This is a genomic window from Fibrella arboris (genome assembly GCF_041321095.1).
Classification (GTDB): Bacteria; Bacteroidota; Bacteroidia; order Cytophagales; family Spirosomataceae; genus Fibrella; species Fibrella arboris.
Genome location: NZ_JBGGWE010000001.1, coordinates 198,668 through 225,407 on the forward strand (window position 1 = coordinate 198,668; position 26,740 = coordinate 225,407).

Annotated in this window: 24 protein-coding genes; 15 read left to right on the top strand and 9 right to left on the bottom strand. The window is 53.4% G+C overall.

Going from position 1 to position 26,740, the window contains the following annotated elements:
* Window positions 1-25 precede the first annotated feature (25 nt).
* From ACAW75_RS00715 to ACAW75_RS00725, 3 genes are all read right to left on the bottom strand, one after another.
* Window positions 26-442: an RDD family protein gene (locus tag ACAW75_RS00715; RefSeq protein ID WP_370726739.1), complete on the bottom strand. Its 417-nt coding sequence runs from the start codon at window positions 440-442 to the stop codon at window positions 26-28.
* 269 nt (window positions 443-711) lie between these two features.
* A complete protein-coding gene (locus ACAW75_RS00720; protein WP_370726740.1) occupies window positions 712-2,373 on the bottom strand; it encodes a glycoside hydrolase family 5 protein in 1,662 nt (553 codons plus the stop codon).
* Between the two features lie 99 nt (window positions 2,374-2,472).
* Window positions 2,473-2,916: an SRPBCC family protein gene (locus tag ACAW75_RS00725; RefSeq protein ID WP_370726741.1), complete on the bottom strand. Its 444-nt coding sequence runs from the start codon at window positions 2,914-2,916 to the stop codon at window positions 2,473-2,475.
* Window positions 2,917-3,030: 114 nt separating this feature from the next.
* On the opposite strand from ACAW75_RS00725, the gene ACAW75_RS00730 reads away from it, so the two are divergent.
* Both ACAW75_RS00730 and ACAW75_RS00735 read left to right on the top strand, forming a co-directional pair.
* A complete protein-coding gene (locus ACAW75_RS00730; protein ID WP_370726742.1) occupies window positions 3,031-3,480 on the top strand; it encodes a DUF2147 domain-containing protein in 450 nt (149 codons plus the stop codon).
* 202 nt (window positions 3,481-3,682) lie between these two features.
* A complete protein-coding gene (locus ACAW75_RS00735) occupies window positions 3,683-4,807 on the top strand; it encodes a flavin-containing monooxygenase (protein ID WP_370726743.1) in 1,125 nt (374 codons plus the stop codon).
* 115 nt (window positions 4,808-4,922) lie between these two features.
* On the opposite strand, the gene ACAW75_RS00740 is transcribed toward ACAW75_RS00735, so the two are convergent.
* On the bottom strand, window positions 4,923-6,197 hold the full coding sequence (locus tag ACAW75_RS00740; RefSeq protein WP_370726744.1) for a Glu/Leu/Phe/Val family dehydrogenase: 1,275 nt from the start codon (window positions 6,195-6,197) through the stop codon (window positions 4,923-4,925).
* A gap of 424 nt (window positions 6,198-6,621) precedes the next feature.
* Between ACAW75_RS00740 and ACAW75_RS00745 the strand changes: the two genes are divergently transcribed.
* The 7 genes from ACAW75_RS00745 to lon all read left to right on the top strand — a co-directional run bounded on the left by ACAW75_RS00745 (window position 6,622) and on the right by lon (window position 15,040).
* Window positions 6,622-7,005, top strand: a complete 384-nt coding sequence (locus ACAW75_RS00745; protein ID WP_370726745.1) for a TraR/DksA family transcriptional regulator — start codon at window positions 6,622-6,624, stop codon at window positions 7,003-7,005.
* A gap of 118 nt (window positions 7,006-7,123) precedes the next feature.
* Window positions 7,124-8,620, top strand: a complete 1,497-nt coding sequence (locus ACAW75_RS00750) for a GH3 auxin-responsive promoter family protein (RefSeq protein WP_370726746.1) — start codon at window positions 7,124-7,126, stop codon at window positions 8,618-8,620.
* Window positions 8,621-8,800: 180 nt separating this feature from the next.
* Complete coding sequence (locus ACAW75_RS00755; RefSeq protein WP_370726747.1) at window positions 8,801-9,193, top strand: HEPN domain-containing protein; 393 nt, start codon at window positions 8,801-8,803, stop codon at window positions 9,191-9,193.
* Window positions 9,190-10,365, top strand: a complete 1,176-nt coding sequence (locus ACAW75_RS00760) for a 1-deoxy-D-xylulose-5-phosphate reductoisomerase (protein ID WP_370726748.1) — start codon at window positions 9,190-9,192, stop codon at window positions 10,363-10,365. Before ACAW75_RS00755 ends, ACAW75_RS00760 begins: the two co-directional genes overlap by 4 nt.
* An 88-nt stretch (window positions 10,366-10,453) precedes the next feature.
* Entirely contained in the window at window positions 10,454-11,776 is a 1,323-nt protein-coding gene (rseP, locus tag ACAW75_RS00765; protein WP_370726749.1) for an RIP metalloprotease RseP, read from the top strand.
* Between the two features lie 91 nt (window positions 11,777-11,867).
* Window positions 11,868-12,350: a DUF6702 family protein gene (locus tag ACAW75_RS00770; protein ID WP_370726750.1), complete on the top strand. Its 483-nt coding sequence runs from the start codon at window positions 11,868-11,870 to the stop codon at window positions 12,348-12,350.
* Between the two features lie 155 nt (window positions 12,351-12,505).
* Complete coding sequence (gene lon / locus ACAW75_RS00775; protein WP_370726751.1) at window positions 12,506-15,040, top strand: endopeptidase La; 2,535 nt, start codon at window positions 12,506-12,508, stop codon at window positions 15,038-15,040.
* Between the two features lie 135 nt (window positions 15,041-15,175).
* On the opposite strand, the gene ACAW75_RS00780 is transcribed toward lon, so the two are convergent.
* Together ACAW75_RS00780 and ACAW75_RS00785 are read right to left on the bottom strand one after the other, a co-directional pair.
* Window positions 15,176-15,952 carry a glycosyltransferase family 2 protein gene (locus ACAW75_RS00780; RefSeq protein ID WP_370726752.1) on the bottom strand — a complete coding sequence of 259 codons (777 nt, stop codon included), beginning with the start codon at window positions 15,950-15,952 and terminating at the stop codon, window positions 15,176-15,178.
* A gap of 57 nt (window positions 15,953-16,009) precedes the next feature.
* Window positions 16,010-17,284, bottom strand: a complete 1,275-nt coding sequence (locus ACAW75_RS00785; RefSeq protein ID WP_370726753.1) for a glycosyltransferase family 4 protein — start codon at window positions 17,282-17,284, stop codon at window positions 16,010-16,012.
* Window positions 17,285-17,487: 203 nt separating this feature from the next.
* Between ACAW75_RS00785 and ACAW75_RS00790 the strand changes: the two genes are divergently transcribed.
* The 3 genes from ACAW75_RS00790 to ACAW75_RS00800 all read left to right on the top strand — a co-directional run bounded on the left by ACAW75_RS00790 (window position 17,488) and on the right by ACAW75_RS00800 (window position 20,304).
* Entirely contained in the window at window positions 17,488-18,627 is a 1,140-nt protein-coding gene (locus ACAW75_RS00790) for a DNA polymerase III subunit (protein WP_370726754.1), read from the top strand.
* Between the two features lie 46 nt (window positions 18,628-18,673).
* Window positions 18,674-19,231 (top strand): hypothetical protein, encoded by a 558-nt coding sequence (locus ACAW75_RS00795; RefSeq protein ID WP_370726755.1) that lies wholly within the window; start codon window positions 18,674-18,676, stop codon window positions 19,229-19,231.
* A 161-nt stretch (window positions 19,232-19,392) separates the two neighbouring features.
* The gene (locus ACAW75_RS00800) at window positions 19,393-20,304 is read left to right on the top strand and encodes a TIGR01777 family oxidoreductase (RefSeq protein WP_370726756.1); all 912 of its coding nucleotides are present in this window, start codon (window positions 19,393-19,395) and stop codon (window positions 20,302-20,304) included.
* Between the two features lie 126 nt (window positions 20,305-20,430).
* Here ACAW75_RS00800 and ACAW75_RS00805 read toward each other — a convergent pair whose 3' ends face one another.
* Window positions 20,431-21,657 (bottom strand): DUF8457 domain-containing protein, encoded by a 1,227-nt coding sequence (locus ACAW75_RS00805; RefSeq protein WP_370726757.1) that lies wholly within the window; start codon window positions 21,655-21,657, stop codon window positions 20,431-20,433.
* Window positions 21,658-21,846: 189 nt separating this feature from the next.
* Between ACAW75_RS00805 and ACAW75_RS00810 the strand changes: the two genes are divergently transcribed.
* Window positions 21,847-22,458 carry a thymidine kinase gene (locus tag ACAW75_RS00810; RefSeq protein WP_370726758.1) on the top strand — a complete coding sequence of 204 codons (612 nt, stop codon included), beginning with the start codon at window positions 21,847-21,849 and terminating at the stop codon, window positions 22,456-22,458.
* Window positions 22,459-22,681: 223 nt separating this feature from the next.
* Here ACAW75_RS00810 and miaA read toward each other — a convergent pair whose 3' ends face one another.
* Window positions 22,682-23,554: a tRNA (adenosine(37)-N6)-dimethylallyltransferase MiaA gene (miaA, locus tag ACAW75_RS00815; RefSeq protein WP_370726759.1), complete on the bottom strand. Its 873-nt coding sequence runs from the start codon at window positions 23,552-23,554 to the stop codon at window positions 22,682-22,684.
* A 66-nt stretch (window positions 23,555-23,620) separates the two neighbouring features.
* Between miaA and ACAW75_RS00820 the strand changes: the two genes are divergently transcribed.
* Complete coding sequence (locus ACAW75_RS00820) at window positions 23,621-24,625, top strand: NAD(P)H-dependent glycerol-3-phosphate dehydrogenase (protein ID WP_370726760.1); 1,005 nt, start codon at window positions 23,621-23,623, stop codon at window positions 24,623-24,625.
* Between the two features lie 99 nt (window positions 24,626-24,724).
* Here ACAW75_RS00820 and ACAW75_RS00825 read toward each other — a convergent pair whose 3' ends face one another.
* Window positions 24,725-25,534 (bottom strand): FecR family protein, encoded by an 810-nt coding sequence (locus ACAW75_RS00825; protein ID WP_370726761.1) that lies wholly within the window; start codon window positions 25,532-25,534, stop codon window positions 24,725-24,727.
* A 145-nt stretch (window positions 25,535-25,679) separates the two neighbouring features.
* Here ACAW75_RS00825 and ACAW75_RS00830 point away from each other — a divergent pair, with 145 nt between their 5' ends.
* A complete protein-coding gene (locus ACAW75_RS00830) occupies window positions 25,680-26,711 on the top strand; it encodes a S66 peptidase family protein (protein WP_370726762.1) in 1,032 nt (343 codons plus the stop codon).
* The last annotated feature ends 29 nt before the right edge of the window (window positions 26,712-26,740 follow it).

Here is a 26,740-nt window from a genome sequence, read left to right on the forward strand (position 1 = left end):
GCTATTGTAGCAAACAGAGCGTATACTAAGCTTTAACAACGATGGTTTTGGCCCATTCATCGCCAAATCGCTTTGTGGAATCACGGAAAATAACCAGTGCATCAACCAGGTTCAGCAGCGGAATCATCTGCGGAATAGCCCGTACCACGCCCGTTCCATAATCGCCCATGATGCCAGCACCAGTATCTTCTCTGATCACCTTTATACCCATCAGTTTCTTACCGACGCTTTGGCCATTCAGGAATGGCAGCGAATCGCGGGTAAGCAAATAGGCTAAAGCAGCGAGGTAGCCTAACGTTGCCAGTTTTGACGACACGATGCCTAGTACGATCATCGGAACGTAGGCTACAATGGAATCAATAAATAGGGCAACGAAACGAATAATCGCGGATGCTTTCTCACGCAGCACAGGCGTGGTCGACGAATAAGGCGTTGGTTCCATGGAAGTTAAGGAGTGAGGTTATGTTTAGATTGAGCCTTCAAGTTAGGAAACAGCAACAGGCAACCTACATTATTGCCAAATTCTTTTTTTACTGGCCAAAAACACGGCGATAGATGGGTTTTCGGTAGGCAGATCGTATCCACATCAACGGATATATCACGTAATCGGGTAGGGCGTTGGGGGTTGTCCAGAACAGCCATATAGTCTTCCGGTCGAGAACAGGGGCTGAGCCAGAGCAGGACGGGTGTTTCTGCGGCCCAGCCGTGTGCTCACCGACCCAGCTTTCGCCTGAAGAGGTCCATCAGGGGAGTGTTGGCATTGGCGGGGTCGGGCAGGGCGTTGTAGCCGTAGAAAAGGCCAAAATTATCTTCGTGATAGACGTGGTAGGTACTGTGAAAACCTAGCTCCCGGTTCAGGTCGATCATGTCTTCGACCCATTGCAGACCGCCCCGCCCATCGCGGAAACAGGGGACACCTGCCCCATATTCACCCAAGTAAATGGGTACATTGTTTTTGCGGCCCCAGTCGGCGTAGAACTGCATGGCCTGACGCAACTGTGCTTTCCCCCGCGCCACAATCGGCTGGCTGCTGGTTTCAAAATCGATGCGGAGTTGCACGCCCGCGCTAGCCGGTATGTTCTCGCCGCGCATCCAGCCGTTGATCTGGTAACTGTAGCCGGGCTGCACGGTAAATTTGGTGGTAAAATTGCCCGTATTGGCATCGTCGGTGGTGCCGCTGATGGTCAGGGCTTTGTCTGTCCGGCCCGCGTTTGTAAGCGTCAGCGTCCCCGTGTTAGCCTTGCTCCAGAAGTACCATCCGTCGGGGCTGTCCATCGAAAGCTGCGCAATAGCCCGCACTAACCGGCCATTGGCATCGTACTCGTTCAGCACCAGGTCATCGAAGAAAGCGCGGCCCGCCCCCAGCCGCGCCGCCGCGCAAACCGCCCCGCCAATCGTCAGCTTCGGGTCGTCGGCCTTGTATTTCACGCCCTCGAAATAGGCCCAGCCCCACGTACCTGCGGGTAAGCTCGGATTGGCAAACGTGGCGGTGTACCAGGCGGCATCGGAGGGCATACTGATTTTGGTGGGGTCGGGATACCGCTGCACCTCGTCGGCGGGGCGACCGGCCCACGCAAACGTCTGGTGGGTAAACTCGAAGGGATCATACATATGGAACTGGTACATGACGTTATCATCCTTTACCAGAAACAGGTTCCGCTCGCCATTGACGTCTTTCCACTCGGTGCCCACCGCATTGAGCCGTTCGACCACAACCAGGTGCCGCCGGTCAACGGTGCGGATGGTGCCTACGAGCCGCTGCGCCAGCGTTTGCCATTGGTCGATGGAGCGGGTCACCACAGGTTCGTTCAGCAGGTCGTAGCCCGCGATGCTCGGCTCGTCCTGGTAGCGTTGAGCAATGGCTTTCCACAGGGCCACCAGCCGGTTTTGGTTTTCAGGTACGTCCCAAAGTGCCCCACCGTTGCCCTGCGACTGGTAGCCCCCCTGCGGAATATGCACGTTCAAAATCAGGTAAATGCCATGCTGTTTGGCCCACCGCACATTCTGATCGAGCCAGTTCCAGCCAGCCTGTTTATAGATGTAGGGGGCGTTGTCGTCTTCAAAGTACTTGTAATTCAGGTAGAACCGAACGCAGTTCAAGCCCATGCTTTGCAGCCGGGCGTAGTCCTGTTCGTTGTGGTGCAGCAGCGAAGGCGTGGCGGTATTGTCCCAGACCCAATTACCAAACGCAATGCCCTGTAGCAGAACAGGCTGGTTATTGAGCATAAGGTTTGGCCCCTCGCGCTGAATAAACGCGGCATCCCGGATGGGTTCTGTTGCCGTGTCGGCGGGCAGATCAACAACGGGAGCCGCTGGTTTACAAGCCAGTAGCGTGACCAGCGCGCTAGAAAGTAGCAGGGAGAGCCTATTCATGGAAATTGCGTTTACACCAGTACCTTATAAACTCATAACACGGTAAAAAAGTGGTGGCCCAGGTCCATCCCGGACCGCCCTGCGGGAGCTTCTGCCCGGCTACCTTTTCGTATTGAACACACGTCGATAAATCGGTTTCCGATACGCAAATTGTGCCCACATCAACGGATACATGACGTAATCGAACAGGCGGTTGGGCGTCAGGTACGTGATCTCATCAGCAATGATGGTGCCTTCGCCCTGCCGGATCAGCCGGTGTTTATGGTGCCAGGCTTTCAGGAAAAAGGGCAGCTTCGTTCCCTGATCGATAAAGTAGATTTCCTCATCGATCGTCTGCTGGTCAATGATATCGCTGGTCCAGACCTGTTTGAACAGAATGAAGTTTAGTTCGAGCGACACTACATCGCCGGTCAGGCAGCCGTCGAAGCGTAGCACGCGTACGGGCGGAAAGGGCGGACTAAGCCGGTTGAACAGGTCGCGGTTGAACCCGGCCCAAACTGTAGGCAAAGCACAGTTCACCGATGTACGTATGATTAGTTTCATGCTGGTAAGTTAAACGAAAGGGCACAGTCTGACTCTAACCATAAAAAGATAGGTCAATCCACTTATCTTTGCTTACTAACTTAAATCACATTCTAACCTCATTTATCACAACGTATGAACGTCTCACGCTTCATCATTCCCCTGCTTCTTGTCGCCTGCATGGCCACTGCTTTTCGGTCATCCGATAATCCGGATGCCGTACTGGGTACGTGGCTGAACGGCACGAAAAAAGGGCGTATCCAGATCTATAAACAGGGCGACAAATACTTTGGCAAGCTGGTCTGGCTGATCGAACCCAACGATCCGGCTACGGGAAAACCCAAACTGGATAAAAATAACCCTGACGCGAGCCTGAAAAGCCGGCCTTTGCAGAACCTTAATATCATGACGGGCTTTAGCTACGACAGCGGTAACGTTTGGGAGGATGGTAAGATTTATAATCCTGAAGATGGTAAGACTTACAGCTGCAAAATGACGCTGAAGAACCCGAACACCCTCGATGTGCGCGGCTACGTTGGCATCTCGTTGATCGGTAAATCGCAGACCTGGACCCGGGTTAACTAGCATACCAGTACACGGATTGGGCGAATTACACGGATTTACACAGATTCTATGATACGCAGATCCAACGGGAAGGACTTTATGCGGATTTTGATTCAAGCAGAGCGAATCCATTACAATCGCTTGATCCGTACGGTCCGCCGCTGCGGTAAGTCCCTTTTTACTCCGTTCAACCCGTACGGTCCGCCGCTGCGGTACTCTTTCTATGACTGACACGGTTATCATTGGGGCTGGTCCGGCCGGGCTGGCCGTTGCGGGCAGGCTCGCTAAACTAGGTCAACCGTTCACGCTGCTGGAGGCCACCGATCATGTGGGCGCGGCCTGGCGTGGCCATTATGATCGGCTCTGTTTGCATACGGTGAAGGAGGAATCAGCCCTGCCGCACCTACCCTACCCAGCCGATTACCCCACCTACGTGTCGCGCGACCAGTTGGTGACGTACCTGGAACAGTACATCGTTCATTTTGCTATAAAGCCGCTGTTCAACCAGTTTGTCAGGTCGCTGGAACGTACCCAGGATGGGCGCTGGCTGGCTACGACCAAAACGCACACGTTTACCGCCGATAATGTCATTGTGTGCACTGGCTACAACCGGGTTCCCTATCAGCCGCACATACCGGGCCTCGATGGGTTCCGTGGGCTGGTACTGCATAGTCGCGAGTATAAAACTGGCGCTACGTTCAACGGGCAACGCGTGCTGGTGGTAGGCATGGGCAACACCGGTGCTGAACTGGCGCTCGATTTGCAGGAGCAGGGCGCCTTTCCAACCATTTCGGTCCGTGGTCCGGTCAACATTGTGAAGCGCGACACCTTTGGCCGACCCGCCCAGCCATCGGCGATCAAACTGAGTAAGCTCCCCAACTGGTTTTACGATTTCGCGGCACGGCTGTCGCAGAAGCTGACGGTAGGCGATTTATCGAAGTACGGACTGATCACGCCGCCTTACCCTTCGTCATACCAGATTCGGGTGCTGGGCAAAATCCCCGTTATCGATCTCGGCACTGTCGATCAGATCAAGGCGGGCACCATTGCCGTACGCCCCGGCATCAAGCAGGTCAATCAATACAGCGTCACCTTCACTGATGGCCGCGAAGACCCATTCGATACCATTGTTCTGGCCACAGGTTACCGCACCGGGCTGGCTGAACTACTGGCGCCTGACCTCAGCCGCAAGCTGCTGAACGAAAAAGGGTACCCGCGCGGACTCTGGGACACCAACCCAACCTTGACAGGGCTTTATTTTCTGGGTTTTGCCCTCCCCCTAACCGGCATCCTGCGCGGCATCCGCCTCGACTCCGAACGTATCGTGGATGAGTTGATAAAGGAGTAGGTACGTTGGCTTTTGCGAACGCTGGCGGGGGCAACGCAAAAGCCAACGTAGCCAGCCACAAAACAGCGTCGGCCTCCAATTCTGGAAGCCGACGCTGTTTTGTTAACCAGAGCGCTTAGTATCCCCCCCGGTACGTATAGGTGCTGGCTACTTTTTCGATAGCAACCATATAGGCCGCCAGGCGCATGGGGACTTTGTACTTCTGCGACGTGTCGAACACCCGGTCGAAAGCATCTTTCATGGCTCGGTCGGCGCGGCGGTTGATCCGGTCGAGGGTCCATTTATAGCCGATGCGGTTCTGTACCCACTCGAAATAAGACACGGTCACCCCGCCGGCGTTGGCCAGGATATCCGGCACCACCATAATTCCTTTGCTGTTGATGATCTCATCGGCCGAGGCGGAGGTTGGACCGTTGGCACCCTCCACGATCATGCGCGCCTGAATCGTATGCGCGTTCTCGTCGGTGATCACGTCTTCTTTAGCCGCCGGCACCAGTACGTCAACGGCCAGTGCCAGCAGTTCTTCGTTGCTGATTTTCTCGGCACCCGTGAACCCATCCAGCGTGCCTTTGTTAGCATTCCGGTACGCCAGTGCTGCCGTGATGTCGATACCGCGGTCGTTATAATAACCACCCGAGATATCACTCACCGCGTTGACCGTTACGCCCCGTTCGTGGAGCAGTTCGGCTGCAAATGAACCCACATTACCAAAACCCTGCACAGCAGCCGTAGCCCGGTATGGGTTCATCCGTAGTTTGTCCATCGCCGAAAGAGCGGCCACGGTAACGCCACGACCCGTTGCTTCGGTACGGCCCAATGAACCACCCAAAACGAGCGGCTTACCCGTCACTACCCCGTTGATCGTCATCCCCTTGGCTTTCGAGTATTCGTCAACGATCCAGGCCATTTCGCGCGGACCAGTGCCCATATCAGGAGCCGGAATGTCACGATCGGGGCCAAATACATCGAGCATCTGCACGGTGTAGGCCCGAATGAGCCGTTCAATCTCACCGGCCGACATGTCGCGGGGGTTGCAGGCGATGCCACCTTTGGCGCCCCCATACGGAATGTCAACCACGGCGCATTTCCAGGTCATCCAGGCGGCCAGGGCACGTACCTCGTCGAGGTGCACAGCCGGATCGAGCCGAATACCGCCTTTCGACGGCCCCAGAATGTTGGAGTGAATAACGCGATACCCTTCAAATACCCGGATACTTCCGTTATCCATCGTAACGGGAAGGCCCACAATTACCTGTCGGGCGGGCACTTTCAGAATGTCGTACATCTCGTCGCTGATGCCCACCAGCCGGGCCGCTGCGTCGAAACGCGACATCATGGATTGAAGCGGATTTTCTTTGTCTTTAATTGGAGCTGGTTCAATATATCCCATTACCAGTTGATTTTTAGTCTGTGTTGATTTCCACGCTATTACGCAGAGAAGCAAGACATTAAGAAGTCAGATTGCTACCATAAGGTTCTAAAAAATGTATCTTTTATTGTAGCCTTCTGCCCGTTTCTTGCGGCCGTAAACATAACGATTTACTATGAATTGACGATAAAAGCCTATTTTATCTAAGAATTATCTAGTATAATGATGACGTATATTGTTCGCTCGACCGTGGCTTTGACCGAATAGTCGGGCACTAATTGAGCAGTTTTCAGAATATTGGTTTGCCATTTAGCCAATAATCAACTGGGTAAGTTTTCTGAAAATAGTTGAGAGGCCGTATGTTTTATTGAAAAGACGCTCACAGCATTGTATTTTTGTTGTGGTATTCACCGGGCAGTACCCAACTTATCAATACAACCAACCGATGGTTCAGGAAGAGAAAAAGCGTTATTCGGAAGAAGATTTGAAAGAGTTTCAGGAGCTGATCTCGCAGAAACTCGAGGCCACGCGTAGTGAGTTGAACTACATCAAAGAGGCGCTCAGCAAGCGAAATGATAGTGGTACCGACAATACATCGGGCAACTCGAAGTTACTGGAAGACGGTGCTGATACCAGCGAACGCGAAAACCTGAGCCAGTTGGCTGCCCGGTTGCAGAAGTTCACCAACCAGTTGGAGTCGGCTATGGTCCGTATCAAAAACGGAACATATGGTATTTGTATCGATTCGGGGAAACTCATTCCCAAAGAACGTCTTCGCGCCGTTCCGCACACGCAGCAAACGATCGAAGCCAAGCTTCGCCGGTCATAAATAGCGCTGTTTTCGGGCAGCAAAAAACGAGTAGGCACTGACTTACCCGGCGTATCAGGTACGTTCCGGTTATGTCAGTGCCTATGTTGCTTTAAGGAAAGCCTACCTTTGCATCTGTATGGGAATTCGTTCAACTTTCAGTAAACCGCTGGCCCGCTGGGTTCGGCAACGGCAACAATCGTGGCGCGAACGGCCCGGCGATGCCCAGCAACGCTGGTTCCAGTACCTCGTCAATCGCGCTGCTCGAACGCAGTTCGGCCGTGACCATCATTTTGGCGATATACATACCCAGGCTGATTTTCGGCAGGCTGTTCCCATTCGGGATTATGAAGCACTGAAACCCTACATCGAGCGCCTTACGCAGGGCGAACCCGATATCCTGTGGCCCGGCAAACCCGCTTATTTCGCTAAAACGTCGGGCACTACGTCGGGCACCAAATACATTCCGCTAACCCGCGAATCGCTGCCAAACCACATTAACTCGGCCCGCGACGCGCTGCTCTGTTACGTGGATGAAACCGGCAACTCCGCTTTTCTGGACAAAAAACTGATCTTTCTGTCGGGCAGTCCCGAGCTGGACGAGAAGGCAGGCATCCACACCGGACGGCTGTCGGGCATTGTGAACCACCATATTCCGGCCTACCTGCGTTCGAACCAGATGCCGAGCTACGAGACTAATACGATCGACGATTGGGAAACCAAACTTGACCGCATCATTGACGAGACGCTGACCGAAGACATGTCGCTGATCTCGGGCATTCCGCCCTGGGTGCAGATGTACTTCGACCGGATCCAGGCGCGAACGGGCAAAGCCATTAAAGACGTCTTTCCTAACTTTTCGGTCTTCGTTTACGGCGGCGTGAACTTTGCCCCCTACCGCGACCGCCTGTTCGAGAGCATCGGCAAGCGTATCGACAGCATCGAGACGTACCCCGCTTCGGAGGGCTTCATTGCCTATCAGGATTCACAAACCGCCGAGGGGCTGCTGCTGCTGGTCGACAGTGGTATCTATTTCGAGTTTATCCCCGCCGATCAGTATTTCGCCGAAAACCCGCCCCGCCTGAGTATCGATGAGGTTGAGCTAGGTAAAAACTACGCCGTCATCATCAACAACAACGCGGGTTTGTGGGGCTACTCCCTGGGCGATACCGTAAAATTCGTCAGTCAGAACCCACATCGGATTGTGGTAACGGGGCGTATAAAACACTTCATTTCGGCCTTTGGCGAGCACGTCATTGGCGAAGAAGTAGAAAAAGCCTTGCAGTTCGCCATGCAGCAGCAGCCCGAAACCGAGGTGATCGAGTTTACGGTGGCCCCGATGGTCAGTCCGCCCCAAGGCCTTCCCTACCACGAGTGGCTCATCGAATTCGGCCAGCCCCCCCGCGATACGGCCCGCTTTGTACACGATCTCGACACGCAACTGGCCAGGCTCAACGTATACTACGACGACCTGATCAGCGGCGCCATTCTACAACCGCTGAAGCTGACATCCTTACCACGCGGGGCGTTTCAGCAGTACATGAAAAGCCAGGGCAAGCTGGGCGGCCAGAACAAAGTGCCCCGCCTCAGCAACGACCGCACCCTCGCCGACGGCCTTTTGCAGGTAATGCGTTAGCTTTGAGTTATGGAAGCGCACCTGAAAACTTCGAACCGCTTAGCAAACGTACCTGAGCCTGTTGGGGCTGTACTGGCACAATTGAAATGCGAACTCGCTGATTTATACGGTAATAAGCTTCAAAAATTAATTCTTTTCGGTTCATACGCACGGGGAGATTTTTAAAGACGGTATTGAACTGTGAAAGAACGCATGAAGAAGTTAATTGATAAAGCTGATGACAATCTGGAGTCAGCTCAATTGCTCTTGGCACAGGGACATTTAACCGGTACAATTAATAGGGCTTACTATGCCATGTTCGATGCATTTCGCACGTTATCATTCATCGAAGGTATTTTTGTAAAAACGCACAAAGGCCTGCAGGCAAAACTACACGAGCTTTATTTGGCAACGGGTAAGCTGCCTCGACCACTGAATGCAATTCTGGCCAGAACGGAGGACTTACGCGAAAAAGCAGACTATGATTTCGATGATCTGATTGTGCTGACCGACGCCCGGAGATCTGTAACTGATGCTGCTTACGTACTTGATGAAATAAAAGCGTATTTACGGTCTGCTGATTTATTTGAATGACGAATCCGAATCCTAAACGCCGCATTGCCATTCTGGGCTCTACGGGCTCTATTGGTACCCAAGCCATTGAGGTGATAGTGGCCCATCCCGACCAGTTTGAGGTGGAAGTACTCACGGCGAATCATAACGCCGACCTGTTGATTGAACAGGCCCGCCAGGTACGCCCCAACGTGGTGGTCATCTGCGACGAGTCACGCTACAACGCCGTTTTCGCGGCCCTCGACCCGCTGGATATCAAGGTGTATGCCGGGTTGAACTCCATTGCTGAAGTGGTGCAGATGGACACCGTCGATATGGTGTTGACGGCCATGGTGGGCTATGCCGGGCTGCTGCCAACCATCAAAGCCATTGAAGCAGGGAAGCCCATTGCCCTGGCCAACAAAGAAACGCTGGTGGTAGCGGGCGAGCTTATTACCCGCATGGCCGCCGAACGGGGCGTCAACATCTACCCCGTCGATTCGGAACATTCGGCCATTTTCCAATGCCTGGTTGGCGAGTTTCATAACCCCATCGAGAAGATCATCCTGACGGCGTCGGGTGGTCCATTCCGGGGGCGAGACCGAACGTACCTGGAAACGGTGACCCGCGCTCAGGCCCTGAAACACCCCAACTGGACAATGGGCGCGAAGATCACCATCGATTCGGCTACGCTCATGAACAAGGGGCTGGAGGTGATCGAAGCAAAATGGCTCTTCAACCTGCGGCCAAACCAGATCGACGTAGTCGTGCATCCGCAGAGTATCGTGCATTCACTGGTGCAATTTGAAGACGGCAGCATCAAAGCGCAGATGGGCCTGCCCGACATGAAATTGCCCATTCAGTTTGCGCTTGGCTATCCCAATCGACTAAAATCGGATTTTCCACGTTTTAATTTCGCCAATTATCCGTCGCTGACCTTCGAGCAGCCTGACCTGGGTACGTTCCGAAACCTGCAACTGGCGTTCGATGCGCTCGACAAAGGCGGCAATATGCCCTGTATCATCAACGCAGCCAATGAGATAGCCGTCGACGCTTTCCTGAACGACCGGGTCAGTTTCCTCGGGATTTCCGACGTCATCGAGGGCGCTATGCAGCACGCATCATTCGTGGCAAACCCCACCTACGACGACTACGTAGCCACGGATAAAGAAACCCGCCGGATTGCGACCGAAAAGATTGGTACTTTTGTTTAGAATAAGACGCTGAATACGCAGATACAGGATTTAGGATTCTATACTACCCAACGTCCAGTATCCCCTTTCTGTGTCTAAATACTTGTAGATGGAAACAGTAATCATGGTTGGTCAGCTGTTGCTGGCCCTGTCAATTTTAGTAGGCCTTCATGAGTTAGGGCATTTAGTAGCCGCCCGTATGTTCGGGATGCGCGTCGAGCAGTACTTTATCGGCTTCCCGCCCAAAGTATTCAGCTTCCGCAAAGGCGAAACAGAGTACGGCCTCGGCGCTATTCCGCTGGGCGGCTTCGTGAAGATTTCGGGGATGATCGACGAGTCGCTGGATACGGCGCAACTGCACCTGCCTCCACAGCCCTACGAGTTTCGCGCCAAACCAGCCTGGCAACGCCTTATCGTGATGTTGGGCGGTATCATCGTTAACGTCATTACGGGTATTGCCATTTTCGTGGCCCTGATGTATAGCTTGGGGAGTACCTATATTGCCACGCAGGACGCCAAATATGGCATTGTTGCCCTGGAATACGGCAAACAGATTGGCCTGAAAACGGGCGACCGGATTGTGGAGATCAATGGTAAACCGTTTGATAACATCGCCGACGTGACCAGTCCCGATGTGCTGCTGGGTACCAACAGCTATTACACGGTTGAACGACCAAATGCCAGTGGCAGTCTGGAACGGATTCGGATCGACGTACCGAACAACATGGCCGAGAAATTTTCGAGCAAAGAAACGGCTGGCCAGTTTATCGCGCCCATTTTCCCGTTCGACATTGGTGAGGTAGCGCTGGGTTCGGAAGCCGAGAAAGCAGGCCTGAAAGTCGGCGACCGCATCACCAGCGTAAACGGTAAACCAACGGCTTATTTCCACGAAGTGCAGGAGGCCGTTCGCGCCAATAAAGGCAAAGCGATTACGCTGGGCCTGCAACGCGGTAACCAGTCGCTGGCCATCCGGCCGGTCGTGTCCAATGAAGGCACGATTGGTTTTTATCCGAATTCGCTGCTGAAAGAAACGCACGTTGACTACACCTTTGGCGAAGCCGTTTCAAAGGGTACCGAACGGGCGTTTGGCGTCATCTATGATAACATCCGGGGTTTCGCCAAGATTTTTCGAGGTGAGGTCTCACCGTCTAAAGCCATCAGTGGCCCGGTTGGCATTGCCAAAATGTTTGGTGGTGTTTGGGACTGGACGCGCTTCTGGTCGCTAGCGGGCCTGTTATCAATGGCCCTTGCGTTCATGAACGCCCTGCCCATTCCGGCGCTGGATGGTGGGCATGCATCGATGTTGCTCTATGAGATCGTGTCGGGTCGCAAACCGTCTGATAAATTCGTGGAAGGTGCGCAACGCGTGGGTATGGTGATCTTGTTAGGGTTAATGGCCTTCGCTTTCCTGAATGACATCTTTTTTAAGTAAGGCTATGGAGGGAGAAAAGGGAGCATGGAGGAAAGGAGGAAAGGGGACTTTGCTAGACAGATGCTTCGGGGCGAAGCTCCTCCTTTCCTCCATGCTCCCTTTTCTCCTTTTACCCCTCTTTTCCTTTCATGTCCACGATTTCCATACGAGCCTGACGCAAATGCAGTTTGATGCCAAATCGCAGATGGTTGAGGTTAGCGTTCGGATGTTTACCGACGATCTGGAAACGGCTCTGACAAAAGAAAACGGCGGCAAGCTGGTTAACTTGAGCGGACCTGCCAAAGCAGATCAATTATTGGAACGCTATGTGCGCAAGCACTTTGTTGTCGCTGATGCGCAACGTAAGCCCAGGTCATACACCTACGTTGGCTACGAACAGGAGGCTGATGCGCACTGGGTGTACCTGGAAATGCCCGCTTCCGGTGCCGATACCTTTAAAAATATAGTGATCAAGCAAGATATATTAATGGACTTATTTAGCGATCAGGTTAACTTAATAAACATTCAATATAACCAGCAGAAGAAAACGGTGGTGTTCCGAAACAATCAACCGGTGCAGGCAGTATCGCTTTAAAATAAATCGCCTACCTTCATTAGTGCCGTAAAATCCTGACAACGTAGAAGTGGCCAAGAGCTGGCACACTACTTGTCTGATTTACCTTTCTACTTCCTCTGGCCTGTACGACACCACTCAATACGTTACTTACTGTCACTTTGGCAGGAACGCCTATGACTTTCCCAACTGATTTAGCTGCCGGCCTGTTTATGGCAGACACCGATTTAGATAATATTGAAATGATTCCACTCGGATCGCCCGACGATGACGATGTGGAGTATGAAGTGCCCGAGCATCTGCCCATTCTGCCTGTTCGCAACACCGTGTTGTTTCCAGGTATGGTCGTTCCCGTTACCGTAGGGCGACAGAAATCAGTACGTCTGGTAAAGAAAGCCTATAAGGGAAGTCGGATCATTGGCGTGGTGGCCCAGAACAGCCAGCAGAAAGATGAACCTACGCCCGATGATCTATATAACATTGGTACTGTGGCGTACATCATCAAGATGATTACGCTGCCCGATGGCAACATTACGATTATCATTCAGGGTAAAAAGCGCTTCGAAATCAACAAGATAACGCAGGAAGATCCGTTTATGACGGCTACCGTGCGGCAGATCGACGATTCGTTTCCCAACGCGACCAAGAAGGAAGGAAAAGCCCTGCTCCAAACCCTGAAAGAAGCCGCCTACAAGATTCTGCGGCTGAATCCAGAGATTCCGCAGGAAGCACGCATCGCGCTCGATAACATCGAAAGCCCCATGTTTCTATTGCACTTTCTGTCATCGAACATCAACGCCGATGTAGCTGATAAACAGATGCTTCTGGAAAAACTGGAGGGCGTTCAGCAGGCGCAGCTACTGCTCGAATACATGCTGAAGGAAGTGCAGTTGCTGGAACTGAAACGCGAGATCCAGAGCAAAGCCACGCTGGACCTCGACCAGCAGCAGCGCGATTATTACCTGCGCCAGCAAATGAAAGTGCTTCAGGACGAGTTGGGCATGGATAATCCCGACCGCGAACTGGAGCAATTGCGCATGAAAGCCAGCAAAAAACACTGGCCCAAAGCAGTGAAAGATCATTTCGATAAAGAGATGAGCAAACTGCAGCGCAGCAATCCGATGGCACCGGAATACCCCATCACGATGAACTACATCGAATTGATGGTTGACCTGCCCTGGAACGAATTCTCGAAAGATAATTTCGATCTGAAACGGGCGCAGAAAATTCTCGACGGCGACCACTTCGGGCTGGAAAAAGTAAAGGAGCGTGTGCTGGAATACCTGGCGGTGCTGAAGCTGAAAAGCGAACGGGCTACCGAGGGCATGAAAGCACCGATTCTGTGCCTGTATGGCCCTCCCGGCGTGGGGAAAACATCGCTTGGCCGGTCAATCGCCAAAGCATTGGGCCGTAAGTACAGCCGGATGGCCCTCGGCGGTGTACATGACGAAGCCGAAATTCGGGGTCACCGCAAAACGTACATCGGTGCCATGCCGGGCAAGATCATTCAGAACATCCGTAAATGCGGCACCTCAAACCCGGTGTTCATTCTGGATGAGATCGACAAGGTCAGCAGCGATTTCCGGGGCGACCCATCATCGGCTTTGCTGGAAGTACTTGACCCTGAGCAGAATTCCACTTTCGTTGATAATTACCTTGATGTGGAGTTCGACCTGTCGAAGTGCCTTTTCATTGCTACAGCCAACTCACTCGATACCATTCACCCCGCCCTGCGCGACCGGATGGAGATCATTGACATCACGGGCTATACCGTCGAAGAGAAAGTACAGATTGCCAAGAAATACCTGATTCCGAAACAACGCCGGGAACACGGTCTGAAAACGAAAGATCTGGCGTTCGACGACAAAGCGATCCTGCGCATCATTGAAGGCTATACCCGCGAATCGGGCGTGCGGAACCTGGAGCAGAAAATCGGCGCAATGGTGCGTAAGGCTACCAAATCGATTGCGATGGAAGAGCCTTACAATCAGACGGTGAAACCTGCCGACGTACCCAAGCTGCTTGGCGCCGAAATCTTCGACAAAGACCTGTATTCCGATGATGACATTGCCGGTATCGTTACCGGCCTTGCCTGGACCCAGGTTGGCGGCGAAATCCTGCTGATCGAAAGCAGCCTCAGCCGTGGTAAGGGTGCCTTGACCCTATCGGGTCAGCTGGGCGACGTGATGAAAGAGTCGGCGATGACGGCGCTCTCGTACCTGAAAGCCCACGCCGGCGACATCGGCATCGACTACCGAATTTTCAGCAACTACGACCTGCACGTACACGTACCTGCGGGCGCCGTGCCGAAAGATGGACCGTCGGCGGGCATTACTATGGTTACGTCGATGGCGTCGATCTTCACGCAACGGAAACTACGCCCCTATCTGGCTATGACCGGCGAGGTAACGTTGCGGGGAAAAGTACTGCCGGTGGGTGGTATTAAAGAGAAGATTCTGGCGGCAAACCGGGCGGGTGTGAAAGAGATCATCATGTGCGTGAAAAACCGCAAAGACATCGAAGAGATCAATCCGGCTTATGTGAAGGAGTTGACTTTCCACTACGTAGACACCGTTGGTCAGGTACTCGACATCGCGCTGTTACCGCAACAGGTGAGCAAGCCGCTGGCATTCATTTTACCTGAAGAAAAAACGGCCGATCAGGTAACGTCTGTTGAGACCGTTGCCGAGAAAGTAGGCCTATTGAATTGATTCCAGGTACGTTACCGGTGTATACCCCTAGATTCCCTGAAGGGGACTTTGTTTCGCTCAATCACCAGACCATCGGTAATTAGCAACGCAAAGTCCCCTTCAGAGGATTTAGGAGTATACACCGGTAACGTTTTTTTATTGGGACAATTTTCGCCCTACGGCCCGCCAAACGATCCGCACGTGATTCCAAATGGTTGGCAACAGACCGAAATGCCAGGTTAGTACCTTGAACCGATCGGTCAGTGAGCGACGATGTTGTTGCTTCGACAGGCCACCGACCAGATACCGGCACAACACAAATGGAAGTTGCTCGGTGCGCTTCGCCGCTTTCAGACAGCGAATTTCCCAGTCGAGATCAGCACTGAGGTTCGTAACCGGGTAATCGGGAGCGACTGTACGCCGGGCAATGAACGCCTGATGGCTTACCTTCATGCCCAGGGCCATGTCCTGCCAGCGCAATGTGTCGGAGGCGCCCGCCGGTAAGGCATGCGGCGTTACCTGGCTCCGCAGCCCAACCGGCGTTCCGTCTTCGTTCACAAACAGGGCATCGCTGTAGTACACGTCGACCGGATCGTCGGGCGGCTGGGTACGTACCTGGTCCAGTAGTTTTGCCAGTACATTTTCGTCGTAGAGTTCGTCGCCGGCATTCATGAACCAGACATATTCGCCTACGGCCATATGCAGCCCTTTGTTCATGGCGTCATATAATCCCTTATCCGGTTCGGACACCCAGCGGGAAATATGGCTTTTGTATGTCCGCACCAGCGCCAGCGTCCCATCTGTCGACGCGCCATCGACCACCAGATATTCGTAATCAACGCCCAAAATGGCCTGCCGCTGCGCCACGATACTGTTGATCGTCCGCTCCAGAAACTGCTCGGCGTTATAGGTGATGGTGATGATGGAGATCATAGGAACATGTAGCACTGAAACGGTCCGCCGCTGCGGCGGACCGTTTCAGTGCTATTACTACTTTTCACCCAATAACGACTCATATAAACCCGCGTACTGCTCCGCCACGACCGACTCATCGTAATGCGTCAGTACGTGTTGCCGGGCGGCGTGGGCAATCGCAGCATAGTTGTTCGGCGACAGGCTCAAGAGCCAGTTCATGCCCGCGCTCAGGTCCTCCGCCGATTTATACTGCGCCAGATAGCCCGACTCGCGGTGTTGAATCATCTCGGGAATACCACCCACCTCGAAGCCCACGGCGGGCGTACCGCAGGCCATCGCTTCCATAATGGTGTTGGGCAGGTTCTCGGCCAGTGACGGGATCACAAACATATCGGCGGCATTATAGGCCTGACTGATTTTAGCCATATCGCTCAACGGCCCGAGGAAGTGATACTGAAACGGTAGTTCGTGCAGCAGGCCTTTGTCACCAGCACCGAAAATCAGGAGTTCGACCTCGCGTGGGTTTTCCAGTTGGCTGTGAAGCTGGTGTAATGCCTGCTGAAAATAGGTAAACCCCTTCCCCACCGTACTAACCTTCGCCGCCGCAAATAGAATCAATCGCCGGTTTGTCGGTAAGCCCAACGCCTGACGCGCGTCCACTTTATCGAGTGGCCTGAACAGGTCTGTATCGATCGGATTGGGAATGTTCAAAACGGAGAATGGGCGAAAGAGACCACTTTTACGCGCCCGGTTGGCGAGCCATTCGCTACAACCAACGGGCACCAGATGCGCCGATGCATAGGCTTTCTGCTTTCGTTGCCACACCTGATGCGACAAATCTGCCGGGCCAGGATTACGCAGAAACGGCACACAGTTCCCGCATTCGCGCTGGTAGTTTTCGCAGGTACCGCTATGATGGCAGCCGCCCGTAAATGACCACATATCGTGCATGGTCCAGACTATGGGCTTATCCAGTTGCATGAGACTGGCCAGCCCTTCCACGGAAAAAAAGCCAAAATTGACCCAATGAAGGTGCAGGATATCAGCCTGACGAATCAGCGAATTGTAGGTTAGATCCACACCCGTTACGGCTGGCGAAAACTGGAAGCGTACCGACTTATCTTTCTCGTAGGGCAAGAATGCCAGCCGCTCGCCACCAAAGCGGGCGAACGCCATTTTTTTTGCCAGGAAACTGGTGGCCAGCGCCTCAACATCGGCCTCGGCCCGGGTCGACTCCTGAACGAGCAACGTACTATCGACGCCAATCTGGTTGAGTGCCCGGTTGAGCCGGCCAGCGGCAACAGCAGCTCCCCCGGTTGTCTGGTACGTATTAAGGTGAACAACGCGCAACGGAAGTGGTGATTTTTGTCCTCGGTCTTCTGTTTACTGTCTTCTGTTGCGCTGCTTAGGGAAGACAACGTACCTAAGCAGCGCAACAGAAGAAAGTAAACAGAAGACCGAGGACTGATTTAACGGTGAGTGACAAAGATAGCTTGATTCGACCTTTCTCCCCGGCGGGAGGCAAAGCCGAAACAGGCTATCTTCGCAACACAATGCTGTTTTCTGATATTATTGGCCACGACGACACCAAGGAAACGCTGGTGCGGGCCGTTCAAACCAACCACCTTGCCCACGCCCTCCTGTTCGATGGCCGCACTGGCAGTGCCAACATGGCGCTTGCGCTCGCGTTGGCTACCTATGTAAACTGCGAAACCCGCCTTACCGACCCTAACCTGACAGACGGATGCGGGCAGTGCGCTTCCTGTTTCAAGATGGCGAAACTGGTGCATCCCGATCTGCATATGGTGTATCCGGTGGTGAATATAAAAGGCAAGAACACCAGCGAGTCGCTACTGCCCGAATGGCGCAAGTTTCTGACTACCAACCCATACCGAACAATAACCGACTGGCTCGACGCTACGGGCGGCGATAACAAACAGGCTAATATTTCGGCAGAAGAAGCCCGGAATATCCTGCAACGGCTATCGCTGAAAGCGTATGAAGGTGCCTACAAGCTGATGCTGATCTGGTTACCCGAGCAAATGAACGCCACAGCGGCTAACGCCCTGCTGAAGGTGTTGGAAGAGCCTCCGGAACGAACCTTATTTCTGCTTGTGACCGATCAGCCCGATAAGCTGCTGATCACGATCCTGTCACGTACCCAGCGCGTGCCGGTGCGTAATTTCACCGACACGGAAGTGGCAACGTACCTGCGGCAAACCCTTAATTTCGACGAGACCAGGGCCCGGCGCATTGCGTACCTCAGCGATGGCGATATGGCACAGGCGCTGCTGCTTGGGCAGTCGACAGGCGATGATCTGGCAAGTAGCAGCCAGCATACCTGGTTTGCCGACTGGATGCGGGCCTGCTACCGGCAGGACCTGACCTGGCTGGTGAAACAGGCCGACGAGTTCGATAAGATCCCGAAAGAGCGTCAGAAAAACCTGTTCGACTACAGCCTGCGCCTTTGCCGTGATCTGTTTCTCTGGCAACAGGGTGCTGAACAGTTACTCCGACTACCCGACGACGAACTTAACTTTGTCCGTAATTTTGGAAAGGTGCTCAAACCCGACCTGATCGAACGGATGGTGGGCGACCTGAACGAAGGCGCTTACCACCTGGAGCGAAACGCCCGCGCCAAAATGATCCTGCTTGATTTATCGCTCACCTTCGCCCGCCTGATAAAACGGTAAACGAAGGCATACGCCAACCCATACAGAAACAGCAAACGCCCACCCTATGCCCGCTGCCTTAAGCCCGGATCTGAAACGGGCCATAACGTACCTGCCCGATAAGGAGAAAGATAAACTCCTGCTTCGGCTCGTTGCGAAAGACCCGATTCTGACCGAAAAGCTGGAATATGAACTGGTTGAGAACAAGACCACGCTCGACTACCGCCGGAAGCTGATTCGTGACCTGACCGACCGGACGGCTGTTCTTAGCCAGGATTCGCCCGCCTGGATGATGATGGACATGCGGACCGTCAGCGGCTATATTACCCGGCATGTAAAGGTGACCAAGGACAGCTACGGCGAAGTCGATCTGACCATACACCTGCTCAGGAGCTTTTTCGATAACCATGCGGACCTGTTACAGCGACTCAGCAGCCGGACCGAAAAATGCGCCATCTACGTGGCCAAACGCACCGACGCGATCCTGAAAAAGTTGAACAAACTCGACCCCGACTACTACCTGGAGTTCGAAGACGACATGAACAAGGTGCTCAGGTACGTTTATGACAGCGCGGCTGCTCATTACGCCAGACAACTGGATACGCCAACGGAGTGGTACCACTAGCTCTCAGGGAAACAGGCTGTCAGTTTTGTCTCCTTGATAACCAACTAGTTAGTAGCTTATTTAGCACAATTTCCAAGTTAGCGGGTTAATAGGTTATAAACCCTTCGTTCTAGCGGCTTTTGACTAAGCAGACCAGAACTATCTAGTATCGCTAACCACCTATGGAAACTGTACTGATCACAGGCGGCACAGGCACTATTGGCCGCCGACTCACTCAATTGCTTCAGCAACAAGGCTATTCCGTCACGTACCTGAGCCGTTCGGCCCAGGAACAGAACGGCGTTAAAAGCTATCTCTGGGATATCGACAAGGCGCAACTCGATAGTCGGGCTATCCAAACGGCCGATCACATTATTCACCTGGCCGGCGCAGGCGTTGCCGACGGCCGGTGGACTGATGAACGCAAACGGGAGATTTTCGACAGCCGTACCAAGTCGACGGCGTTGCTGGCTAGCGCGTTGAAAGACAGCCAGCACCATGTTAAAAGCTTTATTGCGTCGTCGGCCATCGGCTATTACGGCGGCGACAGTGGCGACCGGCCAATGCGGGAGAACAGCCCGGCCGGCAATGATTTTCTGGCGCAGGTGACACGTACCTGGGAACGGTCGGTCGAAGCGGTTGCAGCCTTGGGCATCCGCACCGTCAAGATCCGGACGGGCGTTGTGCTGACAATGGATGGTGGCGCGTTACCTAAGTTGGTTCAACCCATTAAACTGGGCGTCGGCGCCCCTATCGCGTCCGGGCAACAGTACATCTCCTGGATTCACATCGATGACCTGTGCGGCCTGTTTATCGAAGCGATGAAAAATGGCGAGTGGACCGGCGTGTATAACGGCGTAGCGCCCCAACCGGTCACCAACGCCGACCTGACCCACCTGATTGCGAAGGTGCTCGACAAACCTCAGATCATGCCCAATATTCCGGCTTTCGTGATCAAATTGATGTTTGGCGAAATGGCGGTTACCGTACTGGGCGGCAGTTATGTGCTCAATCGCCGCGTGGCCGACGAAACCAGCTTCCGCTATAAATTCCCGGATCTCCGCAAGGCCCTGGACAATCTGCTGGTGAAATAAAATGGTACGCAGCTTAAAGGGATCATACTGATTTGCGCAGATCTTGGCTTCAGACAGAGCCTATCCGTTTGAATCAAAGAGCTGCGTCAATCCATTTAAGCTGCCCGATCCGCGTACCGTTTCTCTTTAAAACCGGCGCTTCAGGATTTCGACCAGTTCGGTAACTTCGTCGCTATCCATGTTCCACATGAACTGGTTGGCGTAGCGATACGAGATCAGATCGAGCGCCTGGCCATAGTTGGTCATCTGGTCAAGTTCGGCAATAGCTTCGTTATAGGCGTCGGCACTTCCGTTGAACAACTGGTTGATAAACCGGAATTTCTGGTTGAGCGAAATGCTTTTTGCCAAACTTCCATTTGCCGATTTTTGAAGCGAATCGCCCAGTGTAGCTACGCCCGGCGTAATTGTGCTGGCATCTGTCTGCGATGTATTCAGGGCTATGACCGGCGTTTCGGTATCTACTGACAAAACGTTCGGCTGATTACTGGGGGCTGTTGGTGCTTCCTGATAACCGGGGAAATAGCCGCTGTTGCCATTCAAGGCTACTGTTCGTGTAGTAGCTGGCTCTTCGTCAACTAAAGCAGGAGTTGGTTGTGGCGTTGGGGCAACAACGGGCGGAACAGGCGCGTTGGCCGGAGAGACTGGCGCCAATCTGGGCGTTGCTGCCTCTTCGTCAAGGTCGAAAAACGAACGGGCGGATGGCGAATTATAGTTTTCAAACGCCTGCCCACGCAGCAGGGTCGACAGGTCCACGACCACCTTCTCTGAGAACATTTCGACGTATTTTTCGGGGCGTTCCAGTTCCTGAACACGTTGTGTCAGAATCTCGTCCAGATAACCCAACGCCTGGTTGACGTAGATAAATGGCCGTCCGTTGAGTCGCTGTTCCAGCGCAATCGGAATGAATTTATTGATCTGCGTATACCGGATCAGGTGACGCAGGTTTTCGGCCGTTAGTGTAAAATCTGGCTGGTTACGCAGTTGGTCATCGTAGTAATAACGCGGATCGAACAAGGCTATCAGTGTACGCTTGGTAGCGTCGGCCAGCAGTGGCTCCAGGTGTTCGCGGCGTACCGCTATATGCTGCGAGACCACGTTCATAAACGACCGTAATGCTTCCTCAACTTCAGGACTGCCAAAATCAAAAAAAGGACTGCGAAACTTTTCGGTTTCCCCTTTCCATTTATCGAATAAGCTGCTGACAACGAATAGGTTAATCTGATTTACGGGCGTAAGATTCAGAATTTGCTTACCATTGATGGTCGGATTAGCGTGGTAAAAATCAGCCGTAACCCGTCGGGCATACGACTTACTGTATTCGTTGAGCGCGTTTGTATTGAACTTGTTCGACATTGTTAAAAGCCTTTGCTTTGTAAATATATTGAAATCAAGTAGCCGCTTCTTAGAAACCTCGATTTGAAGGCCCAAAAAATTGTGCGACAGGTCTTTTTCAACGTGTTTGTTGCGGATTACGGCCCGTATAAATCCCTCAAAATGGGCTTCACTCAATTGTGCTGATAGCATCCCAACGTCTTTAACAGTATGTTTATTGAACCCACCCGCCGGCGCGAACCGCCCCATTTGCGCGTTGGCTGGATAGAATTGATCTGTGGCTCCATGTTTTCCGGTAAAACCGAGGAGTTAATTCGGCGGCTTAACCGCGCCAGGATCGCCAAACTCAACGTCGGCATTTTCAAGCCCAGCCTGGACACCCGTTATCACGAACGCGACATTGTTTCGCACAATGCCTCGGTGATTCCATCGGCGCCTGTTTCCAATTCAGCAGATATCCTACCCATGGCGCACCCCTGCGATGTGGTAGGCATCGATGAAGCTCAGTTCTTCGATTCAACCATTGTTGAGGTATGCAACCAGTTGGCGAATGATGGTAAGCGAGTCATTGTAGCCGGACTGGACATGGATTTTTCGGGCAAACCCTTTGGCTGCATGCCGCAGTTGATGGCCATTGCGGAATTTGTTACCAAAGTTCATGCCATTTGTGTCGTCTGTGGGGATATTGCTCATTATTCGTACCGGCTTGTGCCCTCGCAGGAACGCGTATTGCTCGGAGAAACAGACAGTTACGAAGCCAGATGCCGTAGGTGTTTCCACTTAGGGCCCGACGCCCCCCACCGCGAGTGGGTGCAGGAATAAGTTTCAGGTGTCAAGTTTCAGGTTTCAAGTTTCAGGTTTCAGGTGTCAAGTTTCAGGTTTCAGGTTTCAGGTTTCAAGTGCGTTGCGTAGTCTACCATTTGGCCAACTAGCAACGCACCTGAAACCTGAAACTTGAAACCTGACACTTGAAACCTGAAACTTGAAACCTGAAACTTGAAACCTGATACTTGAAACTTGAAACTTGAAACCTGAAACCTGATACTTATTTCTGCCACTCAATCGCTAGTCCGTCGCGTTCCATTTTGCGGAAGTAGGTCATCTGGCGTTTGGCGAACTGGTGAATGGCGGTTTCGAGCTGAATGGCCATTGCCGGGTACGTTAGCTGACCGAGCAAATACTGCGTAACGTACTTGTACTCAAGGCCGTAATAGATCAATTTCTCAGCCGGTATCCCCTGTTTCAGGAGCTGTTGCACTTCCTCGATCAGGCCATGCTGTAGCCGATCACGCAGGCGTCGGCTAATTCGCTCGCGCCGCAGGGCCACCGGTGGATCAAGGCCAAGTACGCGATAGGCGGGCAAGGCAGGGCGTGATGTAGGCCGGGCAGTTGGGTGGGCGTTCAGGTACGTTCCGATCTCGATAGCGCGTATCAGCCGCTTCCGGGTCGATGTATCGGCCTTCCCGGAATAAGCAGACTGCGTTTGTCTGAAACGGTCGAGCAATTGCCCATCGGGTAGCGTTTCCAACTCGGCGCGAAGCCGCTCATCGGGCGGCACAGCCAGCATGGCCTCGGGTTGTAGCGCCGCTTCAATATACATACCTGAACCGCCACACAGAATTGGCACGGCATTCCGTCTGAGAATTCCCTGCATAGCCCGGTCGAAATCGCGCTGGTAGCGAAAGACGTTGTACTCATCGCCCGCATCGACAATATCGATCAGGTGGTACGGAATAAGCTGGCCATCGATGGTGTATTCGGCTAAATCTTTACCCGTTCCGATGTCCATTCCCCGGTATACCTGCCGTGAGTCAGCGCTGATAATTTCGGCGGGTTGCCCGTCACAGATAAGCTGGTAGGCCATCTGTACGGCTAAGTGGGTTTTGCCGCTGGCGGTAGGTCCGAGAATGACTAGCATAGCGGGAGCAGGGTCTGTTTAGCCAGAAATTTGGCCATTCGTATCGAAAACGGGTTTATTTGTTCCATGAAGTCATCAACACCTGTAAAAATAGCCATGATTGGCGGCGGCAGCTGGGCCACAGCCCTGATTAAAATTCTGTCGGAAGGCAACAATTCGGTCCGCTGGTGGCTGCGCAGTAAAACAGATGCCGACCATATCCAGCAATTTCATCACAACCGAAGCTACCTCAGCGATGTACAGATAAACCCCCGAAAGGTGAAGGTCTGCACCAGGATCCGGGACGCTATCCGTGATGCCGACTTTATTATTCTGGCTGTACCGGCGGCCTTTATCTCAGAAGCCCTCACGGGTCTGACACCAGCTCATTTTGCCGGAAAGCACGTCGTATCGGCTATCAAGGGCATGATTCCCGCCTCGAACCAGCTGGTCACCGACTGGATGGAGTCGACCTATAACGTACCTAAAGACCATCTCAGCTGCATTGCCGGTCCCTGCCACGCCGAAGAAGTAGCGCTGGAAAAACAGTCGTATTTAACCATAGCCTCCACTGGTGATGACTGCGCACAGCGCGTGGCTGATCTGCTGACTTGCCGCTTCGTGCAGGCCTCACCGATCAACGATCTGTATGGCGTGGAGTACAGCGCCGTGATGAAAAATATTATTGCCCTGGCCTGCGGTATCACCCACGGGTTGGGCTACGGCGATAACTTCCAGGCTGTTCTGGTCTCCAATGCCATGCAGGAAATTCGTCGGTTTGTCGATGCCGTTTACCCCGTGGAGCGCGACCTGAGCCGTTCGGCTTATCTGGGCGATCTGCTGGTAACGGCCTATTCGCCTTTCAGCCGTAACCGCACGTTCGGTACGCTCATTGGCCGTGGCTACACCATTCAGTCGGCACAGACCGAGATGAACATGATTGCCGAGGGGTATTATGCAGTACGGAGCATTTACGCCATCAACGGGAAATACCAGGTACGTATGCCTATCGTCGATGCCGTTTACCGGATTCTTTACGAAGGGGCCACACCAACGGCAGAAATGGCCCAGTTGAAGGGGAAATTAGTATAAGGCTTCGCCGTCATTAAATGGTCGTTTATTGTCATAGTTAAAGAAACAACAATGACAATAAACGACCATTTAATGACGGCGAAGCCTTCTGACAGTTCTTTATTCAGTCTGCACATCGCCGCCTGCTACCAGTACCGACTCGCCGGGCGACAGGTGGCGTACCTGGCTGTGCCCCACCAGCAGATCCAGTTTGCCATCATACAGCAGCACCCGGGTTTCGCCCTGCTCGTGGCTGACGTGGAATCGGGTGCCTGTGGCTTCGGCCGTCAGGTTGTCGGTATGAACCCGAAAGGCGTTAGATACACCTCTGCCCGTTGGGCTGGCTACCACAAAATCAGCGGCACCATCCAGCCAGACAGCGCGGGTCAGCTCAACGGTGGTACCTCCTTCAGCCGCACTTTCACGAACAAACCCACCCGGCGTATACCGTAGCCGACTATGCGGTAAGAGCATCACAACCGACCCATCAGGCAGCGCAATTCGCCGCGACTGAGTGGTGGTGGCAATCAGCCGGGAAGCTTCCTGGGTATACTGCTTATACACGGTCCAGCCGACCAGCAATACGATGCCAATAATTGCGGCGATAGAGCGGGTAAAGTACCACCACCCAATAAATGAACGCACTTCCGGACGCAGCGGGCGCACATCCTCCAGGTCCTGCAAGGAGCCTCGAATCCGCCCCCAGACCGTAGCGATTTCATCGTTCCGTAACGTATTGATTGTCAGTGAACGACCCACCTCCTGCACCAGTTGCCGGGCATCTCTGAACCGAATCCGCAGTTGTGGCTGCATGTCTTCTAGTCCCTGCCAAAACGCCGCTACCTCATCATCCTCCGGGTGTTTCACCCACCGGATAAAGAGGTCGTCTGCAGCCAGTTCTCTGGCTGTATACTGGGCATAAGGCTTCATGTATTCGTACTATCGTGACGTGCACTATAGGGTGCCAAAGGTGGCTAAAATACCTTTCTACTGAGTGTATCAAAACGGGTACCAAAGGCCGTTTATTTTGGGTATAAATTGCGGAATAGGCGCTTTCAGTGCGAAAATAAAGCACATGATTCCACGCCGTACCTGGCTTAAATCGGCTCTACTGGCGCCTTTTACCACCCCTTATCTACAGTCTCGCCCTTCCGTCGTTACGCCCCTTAAACCGCCCCGACTCAAACCCGGCGATACCATTGGCCTTTTCTGCCCGGCAGCCCCGGCCTACAGTAAAGAAACAGTTCAAATCACCATCGAATCGCTCCAGGCACTCGGCTTTAAAACCAAGTTGTCGGCCCATTTTTATGATCGATACGGCTATTTAGCCGGTAGTGATGCAGACCGGGCCGCCGATCTCAACAATTTTTTTGCCGATCCAGCTGTCAATGCAGTCATGGCTATGCATGGTGGTTGGGGCTGCGCCCGGATTTTGCCGCTGCTCAAGTACGACCAGATACGGCGCACGCCTAAGATCCTGATCGGCTACAGCGACATTACGGCGCTGCTGCTGGCCATCAACGCCAAAACTGGCCTCGTCACCATGCACGGCCCCGTTGGCTCGGTCACCTGGAACCGATTCACAACCGACTGGCTGAAGCGGGTCCTCATTCATGGGGAAGCCGTGCAGTTCCAAAACCCCGTTGACGACGCAGCCACGCTGGCCCCCACCCGCGACCGTATTACTACCCTTCGCCCCGGCACGGCGCGGGGACGGCTACTCGGCGGCAATCTGACAGTGCTAAGCCACCTTATCGGCACGCCCTACCTGCCCGACTGGACAGGGGCGCTTCTTTTTCTGGAAGATGTGCAGGAAGAACCTTACCGCATAGATCGCATGATAGCGCAACTCAAACTGGCGGGTATCCTGGACCAGGTCGCTGGCGTGGTGTTTGGTAAATGCAGCAAATGCGAGTCGACAAACAGTTACGGTTCCCTGACGCTGGAAGATATTCTGGCAACGTACCTGGAACCGCTGAACGTACCTGCCTTCGCCGGGTCCATGATCGGCCACATCACCGACAAGTTCACCATTCCCGTAGGCCTCAACGCTGAAATCGACGCGACCAAAGGCACCATCCAGCTGCTCGAATCAGCCGTGAGCTGACCGAGCTGCATATGTGCCCCCGTTTACGC

Bases quoted from the DNA above. Each gene is read 5' to 3' on its own strand.
- ACAW75_RS00735 (WP_370726743.1), top strand. From the start codon at position 3,683: ATGACTGACACGGTTATCATTGGGGCTGGTCCGGCCGGGCTGGCCGTT.
- miaA (WP_370726759.1), bottom strand. From the start codon at position 23,554: ATGCTAGTCATTCTCGGACCTACCGCCAGCGGCAAAACCCACTTAGCC.
- ACAW75_RS00795 (WP_370726755.1), top strand. From the start codon at position 18,674: ATGCCCGCTGCCTTAAGCCCGGATCTGAAACGGGCCATAACGTACCTG.
- ACAW75_RS00770 (WP_370726750.1), top strand. From the start codon at position 11,868: ATGCTCCCTTTTCTCCTTTTACCCCTCTTTTCCTTTCATGTCCACGAT.
- ACAW75_RS00830 (WP_370726762.1), top strand. From the start codon at position 25,680: ATGATTCCACGCCGTACCTGGCTTAAATCGGCTCTACTGGCGCCTTTT.
- ACAW75_RS00725 (WP_370726741.1), bottom strand. From the start codon at position 2,916: ATGAAACTAATCATACGTACATCGGTGAACTGTGCTTTGCCTACAGTT.
- ACAW75_RS00715 (WP_370726739.1), bottom strand. From the start codon at position 442: ATGGAACCAACGCCTTATTCGTCGACCACGCCTGTGCTGCGTGAGAAA.
- ACAW75_RS00750 (WP_370726746.1), top strand. From the start codon at position 7,124: ATGGGAATTCGTTCAACTTTCAGTAAACCGCTGGCCCGCTGGGTTCGG.
- ACAW75_RS00740 (WP_370726744.1), bottom strand. From the start codon at position 6,197: ATGGGATATATTGAACCAGCTCCAATTAAAGACAAAGAAAATCCGCTT.
- ACAW75_RS00780 (WP_370726752.1), bottom strand. From the start codon at position 15,952: ATGATCTCCATCATCACCATCACCTATAACGCCGAGCAGTTTCTGGAG.
- ACAW75_RS00730 (WP_370726742.1), top strand. From the start codon at position 3,031: ATGAACGTCTCACGCTTCATCATTCCCCTGCTTCTTGTCGCCTGCATG.
- ACAW75_RS00745 (WP_370726745.1), top strand. From the start codon at position 6,622: ATGGTTCAGGAAGAGAAAAAGCGTTATTCGGAAGAAGATTTGAAAGAG.
- lon (WP_370726751.1), top strand. From the start codon at position 12,506: ATGACTTTCCCAACTGATTTAGCTGCCGGCCTGTTTATGGCAGACACC.
- rseP (WP_370726749.1), top strand. From the start codon at position 10,454: ATGGAAACAGTAATCATGGTTGGTCAGCTGTTGCTGGCCCTGTCAATT.
- ACAW75_RS00825 (WP_370726761.1), bottom strand. From the start codon at position 25,534: ATGAAGCCTTATGCCCAGTATACAGCCAGAGAACTGGCTGCAGACGAC.
- ACAW75_RS00810 (WP_370726758.1), top strand. From the start codon at position 21,847: ATGTTTATTGAACCCACCCGCCGGCGCGAACCGCCCCATTTGCGCGTT.
- ACAW75_RS00820 (WP_370726760.1), top strand. From the start codon at position 23,621: ATGAAGTCATCAACACCTGTAAAAATAGCCATGATTGGCGGCGGCAGC.
- ACAW75_RS00760 (WP_370726748.1), top strand. From the start codon at position 9,190: ATGACGAATCCGAATCCTAAACGCCGCATTGCCATTCTGGGCTCTACG.
- ACAW75_RS00800 (WP_370726756.1), top strand. From the start codon at position 19,393: ATGGAAACTGTACTGATCACAGGCGGCACAGGCACTATTGGCCGCCGA.
- ACAW75_RS00720 (WP_370726740.1), bottom strand. From the start codon at position 2,373: ATGAATAGGCTCTCCCTGCTACTTTCTAGCGCGCTGGTCACGCTACTG.
- ACAW75_RS00805 (WP_370726757.1), bottom strand. From the start codon at position 21,657: ATGTCGAACAAGTTCAATACAAACGCGCTCAACGAATACAGTAAGTCG.
- ACAW75_RS00790 (WP_370726754.1), top strand. From the start codon at position 17,488: ATGCTGTTTTCTGATATTATTGGCCACGACGACACCAAGGAAACGCTG.